Source organism: Citrobacter sp. RHB35-C21, assembly GCF_013816515.1.
Classification (GTDB): domain Bacteria; phylum Pseudomonadota; class Gammaproteobacteria; order Enterobacterales; family Enterobacteriaceae; genus Citrobacter; species Citrobacter braakii.
Genome location: NZ_CP057147.1, coordinates 1966152 through 1985736 on the forward strand (window position 1 = coordinate 1966152; position 19585 = coordinate 1985736).

Consider the following 19585-nt stretch of genomic DNA (forward strand, 5'->3'; position numbering starts at 1 on the left):
ATGTTTTTACGTCATGAGGATTTTGCCACCGTAGTACGTTCAACTCCGCTGATTTCCATCGATTTGATCGTGGAAAACACCCACGGTGAATTTCTGCTCGGTAAGCGTCTCAATCGTCCGGCGCAGGGTTACTGGTTTGTGCCCGGCGGTCGGGTGCAAAAAGATGAACCGCTGCACGTGGCCTTTGAGCGGCTTACCGAAACGGAGCTGGGGTTACGTATACCGCTGTCCGCTGCGGAGTTTTACGGTGTCTGGCAGCACTTCTATGACGACAACTTTTCTGGGGATGATTTCTCAACGCATTACATCGTGCTGGGATTTCGTCTGCGGGTGTCGGAAAACGACTTGCAACTGCCCAATGTCCAACATGATGCGTACCGATGGATGGCGGCTACACAGATTCTGGTCAGTGACCACGTGCACGACAACAGTCGGGCTTACTTCTGTAAAACAAGTCAGGCCGGAGTACCCGGGCTATGAAGATCCTCGTGTATGGCATCAACTATTCGCCGGAGTTGACCGGTATCGGCAAATACACCGGTGAAATGGTGGAATGGATGGCGCAGCAGGGGCATGACGTTCGGGTGATCACCGCGCCGCCTTATTATCCCCAGTGGAAGGTAAACGGCAGTTATTCATCCTGGCGCTACCGTCGCGAAGAGGGCGACGCCCTCGTCTGGCGTTGTCCGCTGTATGTGCCTGAGCAACCCTCAACGCTCAAGCGCCTGCTGCATTTGGGCAGTTTCGCCCTGAGCAGTTTTTTCCCGCTACTGGCGCAACGTCGCTGGAAGCCGGATCGCATTATCGGCGTGGTGCCGACGCTGTTTTGCACGCCGGGCATGCGCCTGCTGGCAAAGCTTTGTGGCGCACGTACGCTATTGCACGTTCAGGATTACGAAGTCGATGCCATGTTGGGGCTAGGAATGGCGGGCAAAGGCACGCGCGGTATGGTGGCAAAACTGGCCAGCGCCTTTGAGCGCAGTGGGCTGTTGAATATGGACCATATTTCGACGATTTCCCGTTCCATGATGCACAAAGCCATGGAAAAAGGCGTTGCGCCGCACAAGGTTATTTTCTTTCCGAACTGGTCAGAAGTGACGCGCTTTCGTGATGTGAGCGACGCCGATGCCCTGGCGTTGTCCCAGCAACTGGGATTGCCTGCCGAACAAAAGATCGTTCTTTACTCAGGCAATATCGGTGAAAAGCAGGGGCTGGAGAGCGTGATAGACGCAGCGGTCGAGTTGAGCGAACACCCCTGGCTGTTTGTGATTGTCGGGCAGGGCGGTGGTAAAGCGCGGCTGGAGAGCATGGCCTGCGAACGCGGCCTGAATAACGTGATGTTCTTTCCGCTGCAATCATATGACGCGCTGCCAGCGTTGCTCAAGATTGCGGATTGTCATCTGGTCGTGCAAAAGCGTGGTGCGGCTGATGCCGTACTGCCCTCCAAATTGACCAATATCCTCGCTGTTGGTGGTAACGCAGTTATTACTGCCGAACCTGAAACCGAGCTGGGTCAGCTTTGTGACGCTCACCCTGGCATTGCGGTGTGCGTGGAGCCGGAGTCGGTAAACGCGTTGGTTTGCGGTATTAAACGGGCATTGATGATGCCAAAAGTAAACACGGTGGCACGTGATTATGCCGAACGCACGCTGGATAAAGAAAACGTGCTGAGTCAATTTCTTGCAGATATACGGGGTACATGATGAGTCAAAGCAAACTCTTTCCGGTGGTGATGGCCGGTGGCTCGGGGAGCCGTTTATGGCCACTGTCCCGCGTGCTGTACCCAAAGCAGTTCCTGTGCCTGAAAGGCGATCTCACCATGCTGCAGACGACGATTTGCCGTCTGAACGGCGTGGAGTGCGAAAGCCCGGTGGTTATCTGTAATGAACAACACCGTTTTATCGTAGCGGAACAGCTACGACAACTGCACAAGCTGACTGAGAACATCATTCTCGAACCTGCCGGGCGTAATACGGCACCGGCGATAGCGCTGGCCGCGCTGGCGGCAAAACGTCAAAGTCCGGGTGAGGATCCGCTGCTGCTGGTCTTGGCGGCCGATCACATGATTGCCGACGAAGAGGCATTCCGCGAGGCGGTTCGCAATGCGATGCCCTATGCCGAAGCGGGTAAGCTGGTGACGTTTGGTATCGTGCCGGACCAGGCGGAAACCGGCTATGGCTATATCCGCCGGGGGGAAGTCTCGCCGACGAATACCGACGCCGTGGCTTTTGAAGTGGCACAGTTTGTTGAAAAGCCCAATCTGGAAACCGCGCAGGCTTACGTGACGAGCGGCGACTACTACTGGAACAGCGGCATGTTCTTGTTCCGGGCCGGACGTTACCTGGAAGAACTGAAAAAGTATCGTCCCGACATTCTTGAAGCCTGTGAGAACGCCATGAGTACGGTCGACCCCGATCTCGATTTTATCCGCGTTGATGAACAGGCGTTTCTCGCCTGCCCGGAAGAGTCTGTGGACTATGCGGTAATGGAACGTACAGCCGATGCGGTGGTGATGCCAATGAACGCAGGCTGGAGCGATGTTGGCTCCTGGTCATCGCTGTGGGAAATCAGTGCCCATACCGCTGAAGGCAATGTGCATCACGGCGACGTCATTAGCCATAAAACGGAAAACAGTTACGTGTATGCCGAATCCGGCCTGGTGACGACAGTCGGGGTGAAAGATCTGGTGGTGGTGCAGACCAAAGATGCGGTGCTGATCGCCGATCGCAACGCGGTGCAGGACGTCAAAAAAGTGGTAGAGCAAATTAAGGCTGACGGGCGTCATGAGCATCATATTCACCGCGAAGTTTATCGTCCGTGGGGCAAGTACGACTCAATTGATGCCGGAGAGCGTTACCAGGTGAAGCGAATTACCGTCAAGCCTGGTGAGGGATTGTCTGTGCAGATGCATCATCACCGGGCTGAACACTGGGTTGTGGTTGCCGGTACCGCGAAGGTGACAATCAATGATGATATCAAGCTGCTTGCTGAAAACGAGTCTGTCTATATTCCGCTGGGGGCGACCCATTGTCTGGAGAACCCCGGGAAAATCCCGCTCGATCTGATTGAAGTGCGCTCCGGATCTTACCTCGATGAGGATGATGTGGTGCGGTTTGCGGATCGCTACGGGCGCGCGTAACACAACATCATCGTTGCCGGATGGCGGCGTGAACACCTTATCCGGCCTAAAAACTAACGGCTAGTCATTTTGTGAAAAATATCTCCAGTAAGGAGAGGGCTAACTGTTGCCTGAAGAAGGGGAAATCATGACGAAATTAACCTGTTTCAAAGCCTACGATATTCGCGGCAGGCTGGGCGAAGAGCTGAATGAAGAGATCGCGTGGCGCATTGGCCGCGCTTACGGCGAGTTCCTGAAGCCAAAATCTATCGTTCTGGGCGGCGATGTGCGTCTGACCAGCGAGACGCTAAAGCTGGCGCTGGCGAAAGGGCTGCAGGACGCGGGGGTGAATGTGCTGGATATTGGCATGTCGGGCACCGAAGAGATTTACTTCGCCACCTTCCACCTTGGCATTGACGGCGGTATTGAAGTGACCGCCAGCCATAATCCGATGGATTACAACGGTATGAAGCTGGTGCGGGAAGGGGCGCGGCCCATCAGCGGTGATACCGGTCTGCGCGACGTGCAGCGCCTGGCGGAAGCCAACGACTTCCCGGCGGTTGATGTGACAAAACGTGGCCACTACCAGCGTATTACTACCCGCGATGCCTACATCGACCACCTGCTGGGTTACATCAATCCCGGCAGCCTGAGACCGATGAAGCTGGTGCTCAACTCCGGCAACGGTGCGGCAGGTCCGGTGGTTGACGCCATTGAAGCCCGTTTTAAGGCGCTGGGGGTGCCGGTCGAGTTCATCAAAATTCACAATACGCCGGATGGCAATTTTCCCAACGGTATCCCCAACCCTCTGCTGCCGGAATGCCGGGCCGACACGCGCAATGCGGTGATTGAACACGGTGCGGATATGGGGATTGCCTTCGACGGTGATTTTGACCGCTGCTTCCTGTTCGATGAAAAAGGTCAGTTCATTGAGGGCTATTACATTGTCGGTCTGCTGGCGGAAGCGTTTCTGGAGAAGAATCCGGGGGCGAAAATTATCCACGACCCGCGCCTGTCCTGGAATACCGTGGACGTGGTGACGGCGGCAGGCGGTAAACCGGTGATGTCAAAAACCGGGCACGCGTTTATCAAAGAGCGCATGCGCCATGAAGATGCCATTTATGGCGGTGAAATGAGCGCGCATCACTATTTCCGTGATTTTGCTTACTGCGACAGCGGAATGATCCCGTGGCTGCTGGTGGCGGAACTGCTGAGTCTGAAAGGACAGTCGCTGGGTGAACTGGTCCGTGATCGGATGGTGGCCTATCCGGCGAGTGGGGAAATCAACAGCACGCTGGCAGAGCCGGCGGCAGCGATTGCGCGTGTGGAGCAGCACTTTTCCCGTGAGGCGCTGACGGTGGACAGAACGGACGGTATCAGCATGGCGTTTGTCGACTGGCGCTTCAATTTACGCTCTTCCAATACCGAACCGGTGGTGCGCCTGAACGTGGAATCGCGCGGAAATATTCCGTTGATGGAAGCGCGAACGCGCACTCTTCTGGCGTTACTGAATCAGTAATGCCGGTGCTTCCTTTGCCCGCTTATGGGCAAAGGGTGACTAACAGGAACCACGATGACACATCTAAAAAAGCGCGAACGCGCCAAAACCAATGCGTCGTTAATTTCGATGGTGCAACGCTTTTCAGATATCACCATTATGTTTGGCGGGTTGTGGGTGATCTGCGAATTAAGCGGTTTGCCTTTCCTGTATATGCACCTGCTGGTGGCGCTGATCACGCTGGTCGTTTTTCAGATGCTCGGTGGCATAACGGATTTTTATCGCTCCTGGCGCGGCGTCAAAATTTCCACTGAGCTGGTGCTGTTACTACAAAACTGGACGCTGAGTCTGATTTTTAGCGCAGGTCTGATCGCCTTTAATAACGATTTCGATAACCGTCTCGCCGTCTGGCTGGCATGGTATCTGCTTTCAAGCGTCGGCCTGGTGTTGAGTCGTTCGTTTATTCGCTACGGTGCGGGGTGGCTGCGTAATCGTGGTTACAACACCCGCCGGGTGGCGGTGGCTGGCGACCTGCCCGCCGGACAAATGCTGCTGGACAGTTTTCGCCATGAACCGTGGCTGGGATTTGAAGTGGCGGGGGTCTATCACGACCCAATCCCTGGAAAAAACTCCCGCGACTGGGCCGGTAATCTGCAACAACTGGTGGACGACGCCAAAGCTTCACGCATTCATAACGTTTATATCGCCATGTCGATGAGCGATGGCGCCAGCGTAAAAAAACTGGTGCGTGAGTTGGCCGACACCACCTGCTCGGTGATCCTCATTCCTGATGTCTTTACCTTCAACATCCTGCATTCACGGATTGAAGAGATGAACGGCGTTCCGGTAGTGCCGCTGTATGACACGCCGCTCTCGGGGATTAATCGTCTGTTAAAGCGCGCGGAAGATATCGTGCTGGCTTCACTGATCCTGCTGCTTATTTCCCCGGTGCTGTGTGGTATTGCGCTGCTGGTAAAACTGACCTCCAAAGGTCCGGTGATTTTCCGCCAGACCCGCTATGGCATGGACGGGAAGCCGATCAAAGTCTGGAAGTTTCGCTCGATGAAAGTGATGGAGAACGACGCGGTGGTAACGCAGGCGACGCAAAACGATCCGCGCGTTACCCCTGTGGGAAATTTCCTGCGCCGGACGTCGCTCGATGAACTGCCGCAGTTTATTAACGTCCTGACCGGGGGGATGTCTATCGTCGGGCCACGTCCGCATGCGGTGGCGCATAACGAACAGTACCGTCAACTGATCGAGGGGTACATGTTACGCCATAAGGTAAAACCGGGCATTACCGGCTGGGCGCAAATCAACGGCTGGCGCGGTGAAACCGATACGCTGGAAAAAATGGAAAAACGTGTGGAGTTTGATCTCGAATACATTCGCGAGTGGAGCGTGTGGTTCGATATCAAAATTGTTTTTCTGACGGTATTCAAAGGCTTTGTGAACAAAGCGGCGTATTAACATGAGCTTACGAGAAAAAACGCTTAATGGCGCAAAGTGGTCGGCGATTGCTACGGTGATCATTATTGGTCTGGGACTTATCCAGATGACCGTCCTGGCGCGGATTATTGATAACCACCAATTTGGGTTGTTAACCGTGTCGCTGGTGATCATTGCGCTGGCCGATACGCTGTCGGATTTCGGTATCGCCAATTCAATTATTCAGCGCAAAGACATCGGTTATCTTGAGCTGACGACGCTGTACTGGCTCAACGTTGGGCTGGGTATGGTGGTATGTGTGGTGATGTTTCTGCTTAGCGGGACGATTGCCAGCGTGCTCAATAATCCCGAACTGGCGCCACTCATCAAAACCTTATCGCTGGCGTTTGTGGTGATACCGCAAGGGCAGCAGTTTCGCGCGCTGATGCAAAAAGAGCTGGCCTTCAACAAAATTGGCATGATTGAAACCAGTTCGGTGTTGGCCGGTTTTACCTTTACCGTGGTCAGCGCCCATTTCTGGCCGCTCGCGCTGACGGCCATTCTCGGGTATCTGGTGAACTGTACGCTACGAACGCTGCTGTTCGGCTATTTTGGTCGCCGGATTTACCGTCCGGGGCTGCATTTTTCGCTGGCATCCGTTTCGTCGAACCTGCGTTTTGGTGCGTGGCTGACGGCAGACAGCATTATCAATTACCTCAATACCAACCTTTCCACGCTGGTTTTAGCCAGAACGTTGGGCGCTGGCGTGGCGGGCGGATTCAATCTCGCCTGGAACGTGGCGGTTGTTCCCCCGATCAAACTGAACCCGATTATTACCCGTGTCCTGTTTCCGGCGTTTGCCAAAATTCAGGACGATAGTGAAAAGCTACGGGTGAATTTTTACAAGCTGCTGTCGGTGGTCGGGATCATCAACTTCCCGGTACTACTGGGATTGATGGTGGTGTCGAACAATGTGGTGCCGCTGGTATTTGGCGAGAAGTGGAACGGTATTATTCCCGTCTTGCAACTGCTGTGCATTGTTGGACTGCTGCGTTCTGTGGGGAATCCGATCGGTTCACTGCTGATGGCGAAAGCACGGGTCGACATCAGCTTCAAATTCAATGTGTTCAAAACCTTTCTGTTTATTCCCGCCATTTTCATCGGTGGTCATCAGGCCGGGGCGATTGGCGTGACGCTGGGCTTTTTGCTGGTCCAGGTGATTAACACGATCCTCAGTTACTTCGTGATGATCAAACCTGTTCTTGGCTCCAGCTACCGCCAGTACATGCTCAGTCTGTGGCTGCCATTGTATCTCTCTTTACCGACCCTTGTGGTGAGCTATGCGCTGGACGTAATGCTGCGCAGCCAACTGTCGCCAGGTGCGTTGCTGGGGATCCAGGTAGCGGCAGGAGCGCTGGCGTTTGCGGCGATGATTGTGGTGTCGCGCCATCCGTTAGTGGTGGAAATAAAACGCCAGCTCTGCCGCAGTGAAAAAATGAAAACCTTGCTTCGTGCAGGATAAGAACAACGCTTTAAGAGGTCAGAATGAAATTACTAATTTTAGGCAACCATACCTGTGGGAACCGTGGGGATAGCGCGATACTGCGCGGTTTGCTGGATGCCATTAACGCGTTGCGTCCTGAGACCGAAGTGGATGTTATGAGCCGTTATCCGGTGAGTTCTTCGTGGTTGCTGAACCGCCCGGTGATGGGCGATCCGCTGTATTCGCAGATGAAGCAACACAATAATGCTGCGGGCGTTATGGGACGCGTGAAGAAAGTGCTGCGTCGTCGCTATCAGCATCAGGTGCTGCTCTCGCGTGTCACCGATTCCGGTAATCTGCGCAATATCGCGATCGCCCAGGGGTTTACCGATTTTGTTCGTCTGCTGTCGCGCTACGACGCCATTATCCAGGTCGGCGGATCGTTTTTTGTCGATCTGTATGGCGTACCGCAGTTTGAACATGCCCTGTGTACGTTTATGGCGAAAAAACCGCTGTACATGATTGGCCACAGCGTGGGGCCATTTCAGGATGAACAGTTTAATCAACTGGCGAACTACGTTTTTGGACACTGTAATGCATTGATTTTGCGTGAATCCGTCAGTCTGGATCTGATGAAGCGCAGTGCAATAAACACGGATAAAGTCGAAACCGGGGTAGATACCGCCTGGCTGGTAAACAACCATGATGAGGATTATGAGCCTGGTTATGCCGTACAGCACTGGTTACACATGGCGGCAAAACAGAAGACCGTTGCCATTACTCTGCGTGAGCTGGCTCCTTTTGATAAGCGTCTGGGGACTACGCAGCAGGCCTATGAGCAAGCTTTTGCTGGGGTAGTGAACCGCATCCTTGATGAAGGTTACCAGGTGATAGCGCTGTCAACCTGTACCGGTATTGATAGTTACAACAAAGATGACCGCATGGTGGCGTTGAACCTGAGCCAGTATGTTAACGACCCGGGCCGTTATCACGTGGTGATGGATGAACTCAACGACCTGGAGATGGGGAAAATTTTGGCTGCATGCGATCTGACGGTGGGGACTCGTTTGCACTCGGCCATCATCTCGATGAATTTTATGACGCCAGCCATCGCCATTAATTATGAGCATAAATCGGCAGGGATCATGCAACAACTGGGGTTAGCAGAGATGGCCGTCGATATTCGCCATCTGCTCGATGGCAGCCTGGAAGGGAAGGTCGCCGATGCTCTCGGACAGCTACCTGAGCTGAACATACGTCTCGGCGACGCGGTTAGGCGTGAGCGTGAACGTGGGGTGAACATGGTGCAATCGGTTTTAACGCGTATTGAGGGGGAAAAATGAAGGTTGGCTTTTTCCTGCTTAAATTTCCGCTCTCCTCCGAGACCTTTGTACTCAATCAGATTACCGCATTTATCGACATGGGCTACGACGTGGAAATTGTCGCGTTGCACAAGGGCGATCTTGAAAATACCCATGCTTCATTTAATACCTACCGTCTGGGTGAAAAAACGCGCTGGTTACTGAATGAGCCGAACAGTAAACTGGCGAAGCTTAAGTATAGGGCAGTGGCGGCCCTGCGCGGTATTACCCACGCAGCCACCTGGAAAGCGCTGAATGTTTCACGCTATGGCGATGAGGCGCGCAATCTGATTTTGGCGGCCATTTGTGGCGCGAACCCGCGGGCGTTTGAAGCGGATGTGTTTATCGCTCATTTTGGACCCGCAGGCGTAACGGCCGCCAAACTGCGTGAGCTAGGGATGATCCGCGGCAAAATCGCCACGGTATTTCACGGCATTGATGTTTCGCATCGGGATGTGCTTGCCCACTACACCCCTGAATATCAGCAGCTGTTTGAACGTGGGGATTTGATGTTACCCATCAGCAACCTCTGGGCCGGACGTTTAAAAAATATGGGGTGCCCGCCGCAGAAAATCGCGGTCTCGCGCATGGGAATCGATATGACGCGCTTTACGCCACGCCAGTTGAAATCGCCAGCCGCACCGCTGGAGATTATCTCTGTCGCCCGGTTAACTGAGAAAAAAGGACTGCACGTCGCCATCGAAGCCTGTCGTCAGTTGAAAGAGCAGGGCGTTGCATTCCGTTATCGCATCCTTGGCATTGGCCCCTGGGAGCGTCGTCTGCGTACGCTAATTGAGCAATATCAACTTGATGATGTGATTGAGATGCCTGGCTTTAAACCCAGCCATCAGGTGAAGGAAATGCTTGAGCAGGCGGATGTCTTTTTGCTGCCGTCGATCACCGGAAGGGATGGCGATATGGAGGGGATCCCGGTGGCGCTGATGGAGGCGATGGCGGTGGGGATCCCGGTGATTTCCACCGTCCATAGTGGGATCCCTGAACTGGTCGAGTCGGGCAAGTCTGGCTGGCTGGCACCGGAAAACGATGCGCAGGCGCTGGCCGAGCGATTAGCGGCATTTAGCCTGCTCGACAGTGAGCAGGTGCAGCCGATTGTGCAGTGCGCGCGAGAAAAAATTGCAACTGAATTTAATCAGTTAGCGATCAATAAACAGTTAGCCAGTCTGCTGCAAACGATGTAAATCGAGGTTGTATGTCAGAGAAAAAACTCTCACGCCGTACTTTTCTGACGGCAGGCTCTGCGCTTGTCGTGCTGCATTCTCCCGTTGTTCGGGCGCTAGAATCACCGGGCAGCGTCAACATTCAGGATTACAACCCACAGGATTGGGTGGCCTCTTTCAGGCAGGCGTTCAAAGAAGGACAAACGGTCGTCGTACCAACAGGGCTGGAATGTAAGGATCTCAATACCGCCATCGTTATCCCGCCAGGCAAAACGCTATTCCTGCAAGGGCGAATAAGCGGCAATGGCCGTGGGCGCTTTGTTCTGCAGGATGGATGCAAGGTGATGGGCGAGCAGGGCGGGAGCCTGAGGAACGTTACCCTCGATGTGCGGGGGTCGGACTGTGTGATAAAAGGGATTGCCATGAGCGGTTTCGGTCCGGTGACGCAAATCTATATCGGCGGTAAAACCTCTAGGCTGATGCGTAATCTGATTATCGATGATATTACCGTCACGCGCGCTAACTATGGCATTTTGCGTCAGGGTTTTCATAATCGAATGGACGGCGTAAAGATCACGAACAGCCGTTTTAGCGATTTACAGGGTGATGCAATTGAGTGGAATGTGGCGATAAACGACAGCAATATCCTCATTTCTGACCATGTCATTGAACGTATCAACTGTACCAACGGCAACGTGAACTGGGGCATTGGCATCGGTCTGGCGGGGAGTACCTATGACAATAGCTATCCCGATGAACTGGCGGTAAAAAACTTTGTGGTAGCGAACATCACCGGCACCGACTGCCGACAGTTAGTCCATGTGGAGAACGGCAAACACTTTATTATTCGTAATATTACCGCGCGAAATATCACTCCGGATTATAGTAAGAAAGCGGGCATTGATAATGCGACGGTCGCTATTTACGGATGTGATAATTTCGTAATTGATAATATCAATATGGAGAATAGCGCAGGTATGCTCATTGGTTACGGCGTAATCAAAGGGCGTTATTTATCCATTCCACAAAACTTTAAGTTAAATAATATCCATCTGGATAATACGAAACGTGAATACAAATTGCGCGGTATTCAGATCTCCTCTGGTAATGCGACATCATTTGTGGCGATCACCAATGTGCAGATGAAACGTGCCACGCTTGAGTTGCATAACCAACCACAGCACCTTTTTTTACGTAACATCAGGGTGATGCAGCAATCCGCGATGGGACCCGCGCTTAAGATGCACTTCGATCTCCGTCAGGATGTGCGCGGCAAGTTTATGGCAAAACAGGACACATTACTCTCGCTGGCGAATGTCCATGCGGTAAACGAAACCGGGCAAAGCTCAGTTGACATCGACCGGGTAAACCATCAGGTGGTGAATGTCGAAGCGGTGAATTTTCGACTCCCGGGACGGGAGAGGTAACTTTGCGACCATTCCTGGCTAAAGTGACACCTCCATGGGATTAAGATTACTGCATTGCGAAGTTAAGCGGCGTAACATACGCTGCATCGGAGTAATGTAATTCATACTGGCTAAAACAAGCTAAAAAGCTATAATTCAGCAACAATTGAATAGGTGAATGACTTAATGATTAATTTGAAAGCAGTTATTCCGGTAGCAGGTCTGGGGATGCACATGTTGCCTGCCACGAAGGCAATCCCTAAAGAGATGCTACCGATCGTAGACAAGCCGATGATTCAATACATTGTCGACGAAATTGTAGCTGCAGGTATCAAAGAAATCGTGCTGGTGACTCATGCGTCTAAGAACGCGGTTGAGAACCACTTCGACACCTCTTACGAACTCGAATCGTTGCTTGAGCAGCGTGTTAAGCGCCAGCTATTAGCCGAGGTGCAGTCTATCTGTCCTCCTGGCGTGACTATTATGAACGTTCGTCAGGCTCAGTTACTGGGCCTGGGTCATTCAATTCTTTGTGCTCGCCCAATTGTTGGGGATAACCCGTTTGTCGTCGTATTACCTGACGTTGTTCTTGATACAGCGAGCGCAGATCCGCTGCGCTACAACCTGGCTGCCATGGTTGCTCGTTTTAATGAAACCGGGCGTAGTCAGGTGCTGGCTAAGCGTATGGAAGGCGATCTGTCTGAGTACTCTGTTATTCAGACCAAAGAGCCTTTAGATAACGAAGGTAAAGTCAGCCGTATCGTTGAATTCATTGAAAAACCAGACCAGCCGCAGACTCTGGATTCCGATCTGATGGCAGTAGGGCGCTACGTGCTTTCTGCTGATATCTGGGCAGAACTGGAGCATACCCAGCCCGGTGCCTGGGGGCGTATTCAGTTGACGGATGCTATTGCTGAGCTGGCGAAAAAACAGTCTGTTGATGCGATGCTGATGACTGGCGACAGCTACGACTGCGGGAAGAAGATGGGGTATATGCAGGCGTTTGTTAAGTACGGGCTGCGTAACCTGAAGGAAGGGCCAAAGTTCCGCGTAAGTATTGAAAAGTTGCTCACTAAGTAGTCATAAATAAGACGTGCAAGAATTTGCTTATTGTAAAGGCAGTTGAGGACAAAAGAAGAGATAATAGGCTTCAGTCGTCTTCACTGCTTTTTATTTTTGGCTAATTGACTCAGTGATTAAGGTTGAAATTTGTACCTTCGGAGCTGGTTAACAGTGCGAGATTTTTCTTGTTTCCCTGTAGGTTTGAGCAGAAAATAGATGTAACATTTTGTGCTTGGTAACGATTTTCAACTACGTTATTCTACGCGCTTTCACAGAAATTGACGGTAGTTGTATCTAGTACGCTGGTAGCTATAGAGCCAGGGGCGGTAGCGTGCCTTGATAAAGCATGTTTTTCGCTCATCTTATGGTCTGCCCGGTGCGTTATTTAAATTAGCGAAAGTAAAACGGAAGATTCACGTGAAAATATTGGTCACTGGTGGGGCAGGGTTTATTGGATCTGCTGTTGTTCGGCACATCATAAATAATACGCAAGATGCTGTTGTTAATGTTGATAAATTAACCTACGCAGGTAATCTTGAGTCTTTGGCTGAGATTTCCAGTAATAGCCGTTACGTTTTTGAACGTGCGGATATTTGTGATGGTGACGCTATGGCGCGCATTTTCGCAGAACATCAACCGGATGCGGTGATGCATCTTGCAGCTGAAAGCCATGTGGATCGCTCTATTACTGGGCCAGCTGCGTTTATTGAAACCAACATTGTTGGAACCTACGTACTGCTTGAAGCCGCGCGAAAATACTGGTCGCAACTGGATGATCCCCGTAAGGCTGCGTTTCGTTTCCACCATATTTCAACTGATGAAGTGTATGGTGATTTACCTCATCCTGATGAGGTTCCTGCCGGTACAGAATTGCCACTGTTTACAGAAAAAACGCCTTATTCCCCAAGCAGTCCTTATTCCTCTTCCAAGGCATCCAGCGACCATTTGGTTCGCGCCTGGCGCCGTACTTACGGCATGCCAACGCTGGTGACCAACTGCTCCAATAACTATGGTCCATACCATTTCCCGGAAAAGCTCATTCCACTGATCATTCTGAATGCACTGGCCGGTAAACCTCTGCCGGTGTATGGCAACGGTGAGCAGATTCGTGACTGGCTGTATGTGGAAGATCACGCGCGTGCGCTGTATAAAGTCGTGACCACTGGTGTGGCGGGTGAAACCTATAATATTGGCGGCCACAACGAGCGTAAGAATATCGAAGTGGTCAACACAATTTGTACTATTCTCGATGAGATTATTTCTAACAAACCTGATGGAATTAGTAGCTATTCACAATTAGTTACTTATGTCGCCGATCGCCCCGGCCACGACCTACGCTATGCCATTGATGCAAGCAAAATACAGGATGAGCTAGGCTGGGTGCCTGAAGAGACCTTCGAGTCTGGCATCAGAAAAACTGTTGAATGGTATCTCAACAATCAGGTGTGGTGGAAACGTGTAATGGATGGTTCTTACGCAGGCGAACGTCTGGGTCTGACGGATTAATAATTACAGGACAAAATGATGAAAGGCATTGTATTAGCGGGTGGTTCCGGAACCCGTCTGTATCCTATTACTCAGGGGGTGTCGAAACAGCTGTTACCCGTTTACGACAAACCTATGATTTTTTATCCCATTTCTGTGCTGATGCTGGCTGGGATACGTGACATTTTAATTATTACAACACCGGAAGATATGCCGTCATTTCAGCGTCTGCTGGGAAATGGTGAGCAGTTTGGGATCCGCCTCTCCTATGAGGTGCAGCCGTCCCCGGATGGCCTGGCTCAGGCTTTTATCATCGGCGAAGAGTTCATTAACAATGAACCTTGTGCGCTGGTACTCGGTGACAATATCTATTTTGGTCAGAGTTTTGGTAAAAAACTAGAAGCTGCCGCGCAGTTAACCAACGGGGCAGTGGTCTTCGGGTATCAGGTCCAGGATCCCGAGCGTTTTGGGGTGGTTGAGTTTGATGGAAATAACAAAGCTCTCTCTATCGAAGAAAAACCGCTGAAACCCAAATCCAACTGGGCGGTCACCGGCCTCTACTTTTATGACAGCAACGTAGTGGAAATGGCGAAACGTGTTAAGCCTTCCGCTCGTGGCGAACTAGAAATTACTACCCTGAACCAGATGTATCTTGATCAGGGGGATCTGCAGGTTGAACTGCTGGGGCGTGGCTTTGCATGGCTTGACACTGGTACCCATGACAGCTTGGTAGAAGCATCCCAGTTTATACATACCATTGAAAAACGTCAGGGTATGAAGGTTGCTTGCCTGGAAGAGATTGCATATCGTAAAGGCTGGTTAGCTAAAGCCCAGGTTGCGGAACAGATTAAGAAACTCTCCAAAACGGATTACGGTCGTTATCTACAGATGTTGATTAACGAATAAAAGTGAATGCGCTGCGGCCGGGAAAACAATGAAAATTTTATTAATAGGTAAAAATGGTCAGGTTGGCTGGGAATTACAACGCTCTTTGTCAACATTGGGTGAAGTTATTGCTGTTGACTTTTTTGATACAGAATTATGCGGTGATTTGACTAATCTGGAAGGTATTGCGCAGACTATTCGTCAAGTCAAACCGGATGTAGTGGTCAACGCTGCAGCACATACTGCAGTAGATAAAGCTGAAAGCGAACGTGAACTTTCACAGTTATTAAATGCAGACAGCGTGGAAGTGATCGCGAAGGAATCTGCTCTTCTGGGAGCGCTGCTTGTACATTACTCCACTGACTATGTTTTTAATGGGGAAGGTACACATTTCCGTCTTGAAGATGAAGACACCGGTCCATTAAATACCTATGGCGAAACCAAGCTAGCGGGTGAAATTGCAGTTGCTTCAAATAACCCACGTCACTTTATCTTTCGTACGAGTTGGGTTTTTGCAACACGTGGCGCAAACTTTGCTAAAACCATGCTGCGTTTGGCGAAAGAGAAAGAAGAGTTGTCGATCATTAACGATCAGTTTGGAGCTCCAACAGGCGCGGAGTTGTTGGCTGATTGTACGGCAATAGCTATCCGTGCTGCGGTGACCAATCATACGCTTTATGGCACTTATCACTTGGTCGCCAGTGGAGAAACAACCTGGTACGATTATGCCCAGTTTGTTTTTGATATTGCTCGTGATCTCGGTGAATCGCTGGTTGTTAGCAATGTTAAAGGCATTGATACATCAGCCTATCCTACTCCGGCAAAGCGCCCGCTTAATTCGCGCTTATCAAACCTGAAATTCCAAAGAGCGTTTGCTACAGTGATTCCAGATTGGACCGTAGGCGTCAAACGTGTTGTAACTGAAATACTTGGAAAGTAAATAAATGAATATCATTAAAACTGCAATTCCGGAAGTTCTTATTCTTGAGCCAAAGGTTTTTGGTGATGCACGTGGATTCTTCTTTGAAAGTTTTAGCCAGAAGGGTTTTGAAGAGGCTGTAGGTAAGAAAATCGAATTTGTGCAAGACAACCATTCACAGTCACAGAAAAGCGTGCTACGTGGATTGCACTACCAATTGGAACCAAATGCCCAAGGCAAGCTTGTTCGTTGTATTGAAGGTGAAGTCTTTGATGTTGCAGTCGATATTCGCAAACATTCAGCCACTTTCGGTCAATGGGTTGGTGTGGTTTTAAGTGCTGAGAATAAGCGTCAGTTTTGGATTCCGGAAGGATTTGCTCATGGTTTTTTAACCCTGAGCGACACTGCCCAATTTGTATATAAAGCAACAAATTACTACGCGCCTCAGTCAGAACGCTGTATTATCTGGAATGATCCGCAAATTGATATCAAATGGCCAGCCACCTCTCAAATTCAGCTCTCAGCTAAAGATGAGAAAGGGCTATTATTATCAGATGCGGAAACCTACCTCTAATCATGAAGAAAGATGAGAGAGTCGCTATTCTTTTGTGTACTTACAACGGAATTAAGTTCTTAAACAAACAGCTTGACTCAATTATAAATCAGACGTACCAGAATTGGGTTGTTTTCGTATCTGATGATGGTTCAACTGATGGTACCATTGATATCATCCATGAATATCAGCAAAGCTATGGGCAGGATAAGATTGTCCTGATTGGCGGCCCTAATAAAGGTTTTGCATGGAACTTTATATCCGCGCTCGAGTATTGTGGAGAGGGATTTGATTATTTTGCATTTTGCGATCAGGATGATGAATGGCTTGATGAGAAGTTGACTTGTGCATTAAATCATTTGACTTCTAAGGCTGGTCAGGTGCCAGCGGTGTACTGTGGTAGAACCATTCTGACTGACGCAGTAGGGCGAGAAATTGGTTTATCACCCTTATTTACGAAAACACCATCTTTCCGCAATGCTTTGGTTCAGAGTATTGCAGGTGGTAATACAATGGTAATGAACAAACCTGCCAGGGATATTGTCATAAATACACCGAAATGGCAGGAAATAATTTCACACGATTGGTGGGTTTATCTTTTGATTACAGGTTGTGGGGGGAGTGTTTATTATGATCGTTCACCTACAATAAAGTACCGGCAACACCAAGAAAATATCATCGGGTCAAATCTAACAATTTTTGCTCGGTTTCAGCGAATTAAGAAATTAATGGGTGGGCATTTTAAACGTTGGAATGATAAAAATATTGAGCTTTTAAAACCATTCAGAGAACAACTAACTACTGAGAATGCTAAAGTCTTACGCAGTTTCGAGAATAAAAGAAATGCTGATATTTTTAGCAGGATCAAGATGATTTACGAATTGCGCTTATATCGACAAACTTTGTGCGGAAATATCGCTCTAATTGTCGCCATTTTTCTTAACAAAATTTGATGTTGGAAAGGTAATTTTTTTTGAGGTGAAGATGTGAGTGTGAAAATAAATGCGACTTCCTTAAGTTTACTAACTAACTCGCTATGGCTGAATCGAAGTCTTATTTTTCAAATGACAAAAAGAGATATTCTTAGTAAGTATAAAGGTTCTGCGATTGGTGTTGTATGGTCTCTAATTAATCCCATTCTCATGCTTATGATATATACTTTGGTTTTTTCTGTAGTATTTAAAGCTCGATGGGGAGCTGCTGCTGTTAATGAACCGAAAACTCAGTTTGCAATTATACTATTCGTTGGTTTGATAATGCATTCATTCTTGGCTGAATGTTTATTAAGAGCACCAAACTTGATTTTGCAATATTCGAATTATGTTAAAAAGGTTGTATTTCCTCTGGAGATATTACCTATTGTTGTTGTACTTTCTGCGGTATTTCAGAGCTTAATAAGCAGTGCAGTTTTGATCATGGCTTTTTTTATATTTAACGGCTTTGTTAACTGGACAATAATTTTCGCTCCACTGGTGTTTTTACCATTAATAATTTTATCTCTTGGGCTTACTTGGCTCATTTCCTCTTTAGGGGTTTACATTCGTGATATTGGTCAATCAATCGGGGTCATTGTTACTGTGCTGATTTTCTTATCTCCCGTTTTTTACCCTCTTTCTGCGTTACCTTCTGGAATGCAACATATTGTACTTCTTAATCCGTTGACATACATAATCGAACAATCCCGGAGTGTGATTGTTTGGGGACAATTACCCGACTTCGTGGGACTGAGCATTTATTCATTTGTCTCTTTATGTCTAACTTATTTTTGCTATATCTGGTTTCAGAAAACCAGAAAGGGATTTGCTGATGTCATCTGATTTGTATGCAATCGAGATTAATAATATCAGTAAATGTTACCAAGTCTATGATAACCCACTAAAACGCTTAAAAGAGTTTGTGGTACCTAAAGTTCATCATCGATTGGGTAAGGTGTCACGATTATATCATGATGATTTTTGGGCCTTGCAAGACGTAAGCTTCCGCCTAAAAAAAGGTGAGACTGTAGGCATTGTTGGTAAAAATGGATCCGGTAAATCCACACTTTTGCAAATTATAGCTGGCACGCTAACACCTACAAGTGGGAATGTAAAATTAAATGGTCGGGTTGCCGCGTTACTTGAATTGGGGGCAGGTTTTAATAATGATTTCTCTGGCCGTGAAAATATATACTTGAATGCAGCTTTACTGGGACTTAGTCGGACTGAAATAGAAGAAAAAATCGATGATATTATAAGTTTTGCTGATATTGGTCATTTTATAGAGTCGCCGGTACGTTCCTATTCAAGTGGAATGTTAGTCCGCTTGGCTTTTGCTATTCAGGCACAAATTGAGCCTGAAATATTGATCGTTGATGAAGCACTCGCTGTAGGGGATGCTAAATTTCAAGCTAAATGTTTTGCTCGATTGAAACAGTTGAAAGAAAAAGGAACGTCGATCCTGTTCGTATCACACGCGACTGAACAAATTGTGACCCACTGTGATTCTGCCATCTTAATAAACGATGGCGTCTTGCTTATGGAAGATACGCCACGCATGGTGGTCAATAAGTATCTTGATCTCTTGTTCGGTAAGACGGATGAAAAGAAGGTTGCTGAACAGGAAGTCGAGTCGAGTATAGAGCAACTACTGTCGGAAGAAAAACTGCAAGATGACGTGGCGCAAGACAGCTGGATAAAAAATAGTATTGGTTATGAATTAAGGCCTAACTACAATGCTTCTGAATATCGTTGGGGCGATCGAAAAGCGGAACTTGTTGATTACCGCCTGATTCAGGATGACAAAGAATATCCGCTGGTTATCGAAGGTGAGCGTGCAATTCATCTGGATTTTTATGTAAGGTTTACAGAGGCGGTGTACCGCCCTATTTTTGGTTTTGCTCTTAAAACCAAAGAAGGGATAACAATTTATAATACTAACAATGAATTTCAGAATATTGATATATCAAAACCTTTTAATCCAGGTGATATTATGCATGTTTCTTTGACAATGCCTGTCAATCTGGCCACCGGAGATTATTTCATCTCCGTAGGTATTGCTAGTTGTAATGAGGGTGGCTCTGTAGTGCCACATGACAGGCGTTATGACTCTATACATTTGAGTGTGACTAATCGTGTGCAGTTTATCGGTTTAGTTAACTTAGGCACTCGAATCAGTTTCAATGAATTATGACATCACTTTGATTATAAGAGATATGTCGAACACAGGTGGTT

At 49.0% G+C, this 19585-nt stretch carries 17 protein-coding genes; all 17 read left to right on the top strand.

The annotated features are described in order from the left end of the window. The 17 genes from HVZ39_RS09355 (at position 1) to HVZ39_RS09435 (ending at position 19544) form a co-directional block, all read left to right on the top strand. The gene (locus tag HVZ39_RS09355) at positions 1-480 is read left to right on the top strand and encodes a GDP-mannose mannosyl hydrolase (RefSeq protein ID WP_181633503.1); all 480 of its coding nucleotides are present in this window, start codon (positions 1-3) and stop codon (positions 478-480) included. After that, on the top strand, positions 477-1703 hold the full coding sequence (wcaI, locus tag HVZ39_RS09360; protein WP_181633504.1) for a colanic acid biosynthesis fucosyltransferase WcaI: 1227 nt from the start codon (positions 477-479) through the stop codon (positions 1701-1703). The genes HVZ39_RS09355 and wcaI overlap by 4 nt, the downstream gene beginning before the upstream one ends. Further along, on the top strand, positions 1703-3139 hold the full coding sequence (cpsB, locus tag HVZ39_RS09365; RefSeq protein WP_181633505.1) for a mannose-1-phosphate guanyltransferase: 1437 nt from the start codon (positions 1703-1705) through the stop codon (positions 3137-3139). Before wcaI ends, cpsB begins: the two co-directional genes overlap by 1 nt. A 127-nt stretch (positions 3140-3266) precedes the next feature. After that, positions 3267-4637 carry a colanic acid biosynthesis phosphomannomutase CpsG gene (gene cpsG / locus HVZ39_RS09370; RefSeq protein WP_181633506.1) on the top strand — a complete coding sequence of 457 codons (1371 nt, stop codon included), beginning with the start codon at positions 3267-3269 and terminating at the stop codon, positions 4635-4637. A gap of 54 nt (positions 4638-4691) precedes the next feature. Next, the gene (wcaJ, locus tag HVZ39_RS09375) at positions 4692-6086 is read left to right on the top strand and encodes an undecaprenyl-phosphate glucose phosphotransferase (protein WP_016156914.1); all 1395 of its coding nucleotides are present in this window, start codon (positions 4692-4694) and stop codon (positions 6084-6086) included. Between the two features lies 1 nt (position 6087). After that, positions 6088-7566 carry a colanic acid undecaprenyl disphosphate flippase WzxC gene (wzxC, locus tag HVZ39_RS09380; RefSeq protein WP_181633507.1) on the top strand — a complete coding sequence of 493 codons (1479 nt, stop codon included), beginning with the start codon at positions 6088-6090 and terminating at the stop codon, positions 7564-7566. Between the two features lie 23 nt (positions 7567-7589). Next, positions 7590-8870 (top strand): colanic acid biosynthesis pyruvyl transferase WcaK, encoded by a 1281-nt coding sequence (gene wcaK / locus HVZ39_RS09385; RefSeq protein WP_047500572.1) that lies wholly within the window; start codon positions 7590-7592, stop codon positions 8868-8870. Continuing rightward, the gene (gene wcaL / locus HVZ39_RS09390) at positions 8867-10087 is read left to right on the top strand and encodes a colanic acid biosynthesis glycosyltransferase WcaL (RefSeq protein WP_103928352.1); all 1221 of its coding nucleotides are present in this window, start codon (positions 8867-8869) and stop codon (positions 10085-10087) included. The genes wcaK and wcaL overlap by 4 nt, the downstream gene beginning before the upstream one ends. A gap of 11 nt (positions 10088-10098) precedes the next feature. Next, entirely contained in the window at positions 10099-11493 is a 1395-nt protein-coding gene (wcaM, locus tag HVZ39_RS09395) for a colanic acid biosynthesis protein WcaM (protein WP_181633508.1), read from the top strand. Positions 11494-11658: 165 nt separating this feature from the next. After that, positions 11659-12552, top strand: a complete 894-nt coding sequence (galF, locus tag HVZ39_RS09400) for a GalU regulator GalF (RefSeq protein ID WP_103283994.1) — start codon at positions 11659-11661, stop codon at positions 12550-12552. Positions 12553-12951: 399 nt separating this feature from the next. After that, the gene (rfbB, locus tag HVZ39_RS09405; protein WP_181633509.1) at positions 12952-14040 is read left to right on the top strand and encodes a dTDP-glucose 4,6-dehydratase; all 1089 of its coding nucleotides are present in this window, start codon (positions 12952-12954) and stop codon (positions 14038-14040) included. An 18-nt stretch (positions 14041-14058) separates the two neighbouring features. Then, a complete protein-coding gene (rfbA, locus tag HVZ39_RS09410) occupies positions 14059-14925 on the top strand; it encodes a glucose-1-phosphate thymidylyltransferase RfbA (RefSeq protein ID WP_181633686.1) in 867 nt (288 codons plus the stop codon). Positions 14926-14953: 28 nt separating this feature from the next. Continuing rightward, positions 14954-15844, top strand: a complete 891-nt coding sequence (gene rfbD, locus HVZ39_RS09415) for a dTDP-4-dehydrorhamnose reductase (protein WP_181633510.1) — start codon at positions 14954-14956, stop codon at positions 15842-15844. 4 nt (positions 15845-15848) lie between these two features. Beyond that, the gene (gene rfbC / locus HVZ39_RS09420; RefSeq protein ID WP_181633511.1) at positions 15849-16397 is read left to right on the top strand and encodes a dTDP-4-dehydrorhamnose 3,5-epimerase; all 549 of its coding nucleotides are present in this window, start codon (positions 15849-15851) and stop codon (positions 16395-16397) included. A 2-nt stretch (positions 16398-16399) separates the two neighbouring features. Then, positions 16400-17329, top strand: a complete 930-nt coding sequence (locus HVZ39_RS09425) for a glycosyltransferase family 2 protein (protein ID WP_181633512.1) — start codon at positions 16400-16402, stop codon at positions 17327-17329. A 33-nt stretch (positions 17330-17362) separates the two neighbouring features. Next, entirely contained in the window at positions 17363-18193 is an 831-nt protein-coding gene (locus HVZ39_RS09430) for an ABC transporter permease (protein WP_346011482.1), read from the top strand. Beyond that, positions 18183-19544 (top strand): ABC transporter ATP-binding protein, encoded by a 1362-nt coding sequence (locus HVZ39_RS09435; protein ID WP_181633513.1) that lies wholly within the window; start codon positions 18183-18185, stop codon positions 19542-19544. The genes HVZ39_RS09430 and HVZ39_RS09435 overlap by 11 nt, the downstream gene beginning before the upstream one ends. The last annotated feature ends 41 nt before the right edge of the window (positions 19545-19585 follow it).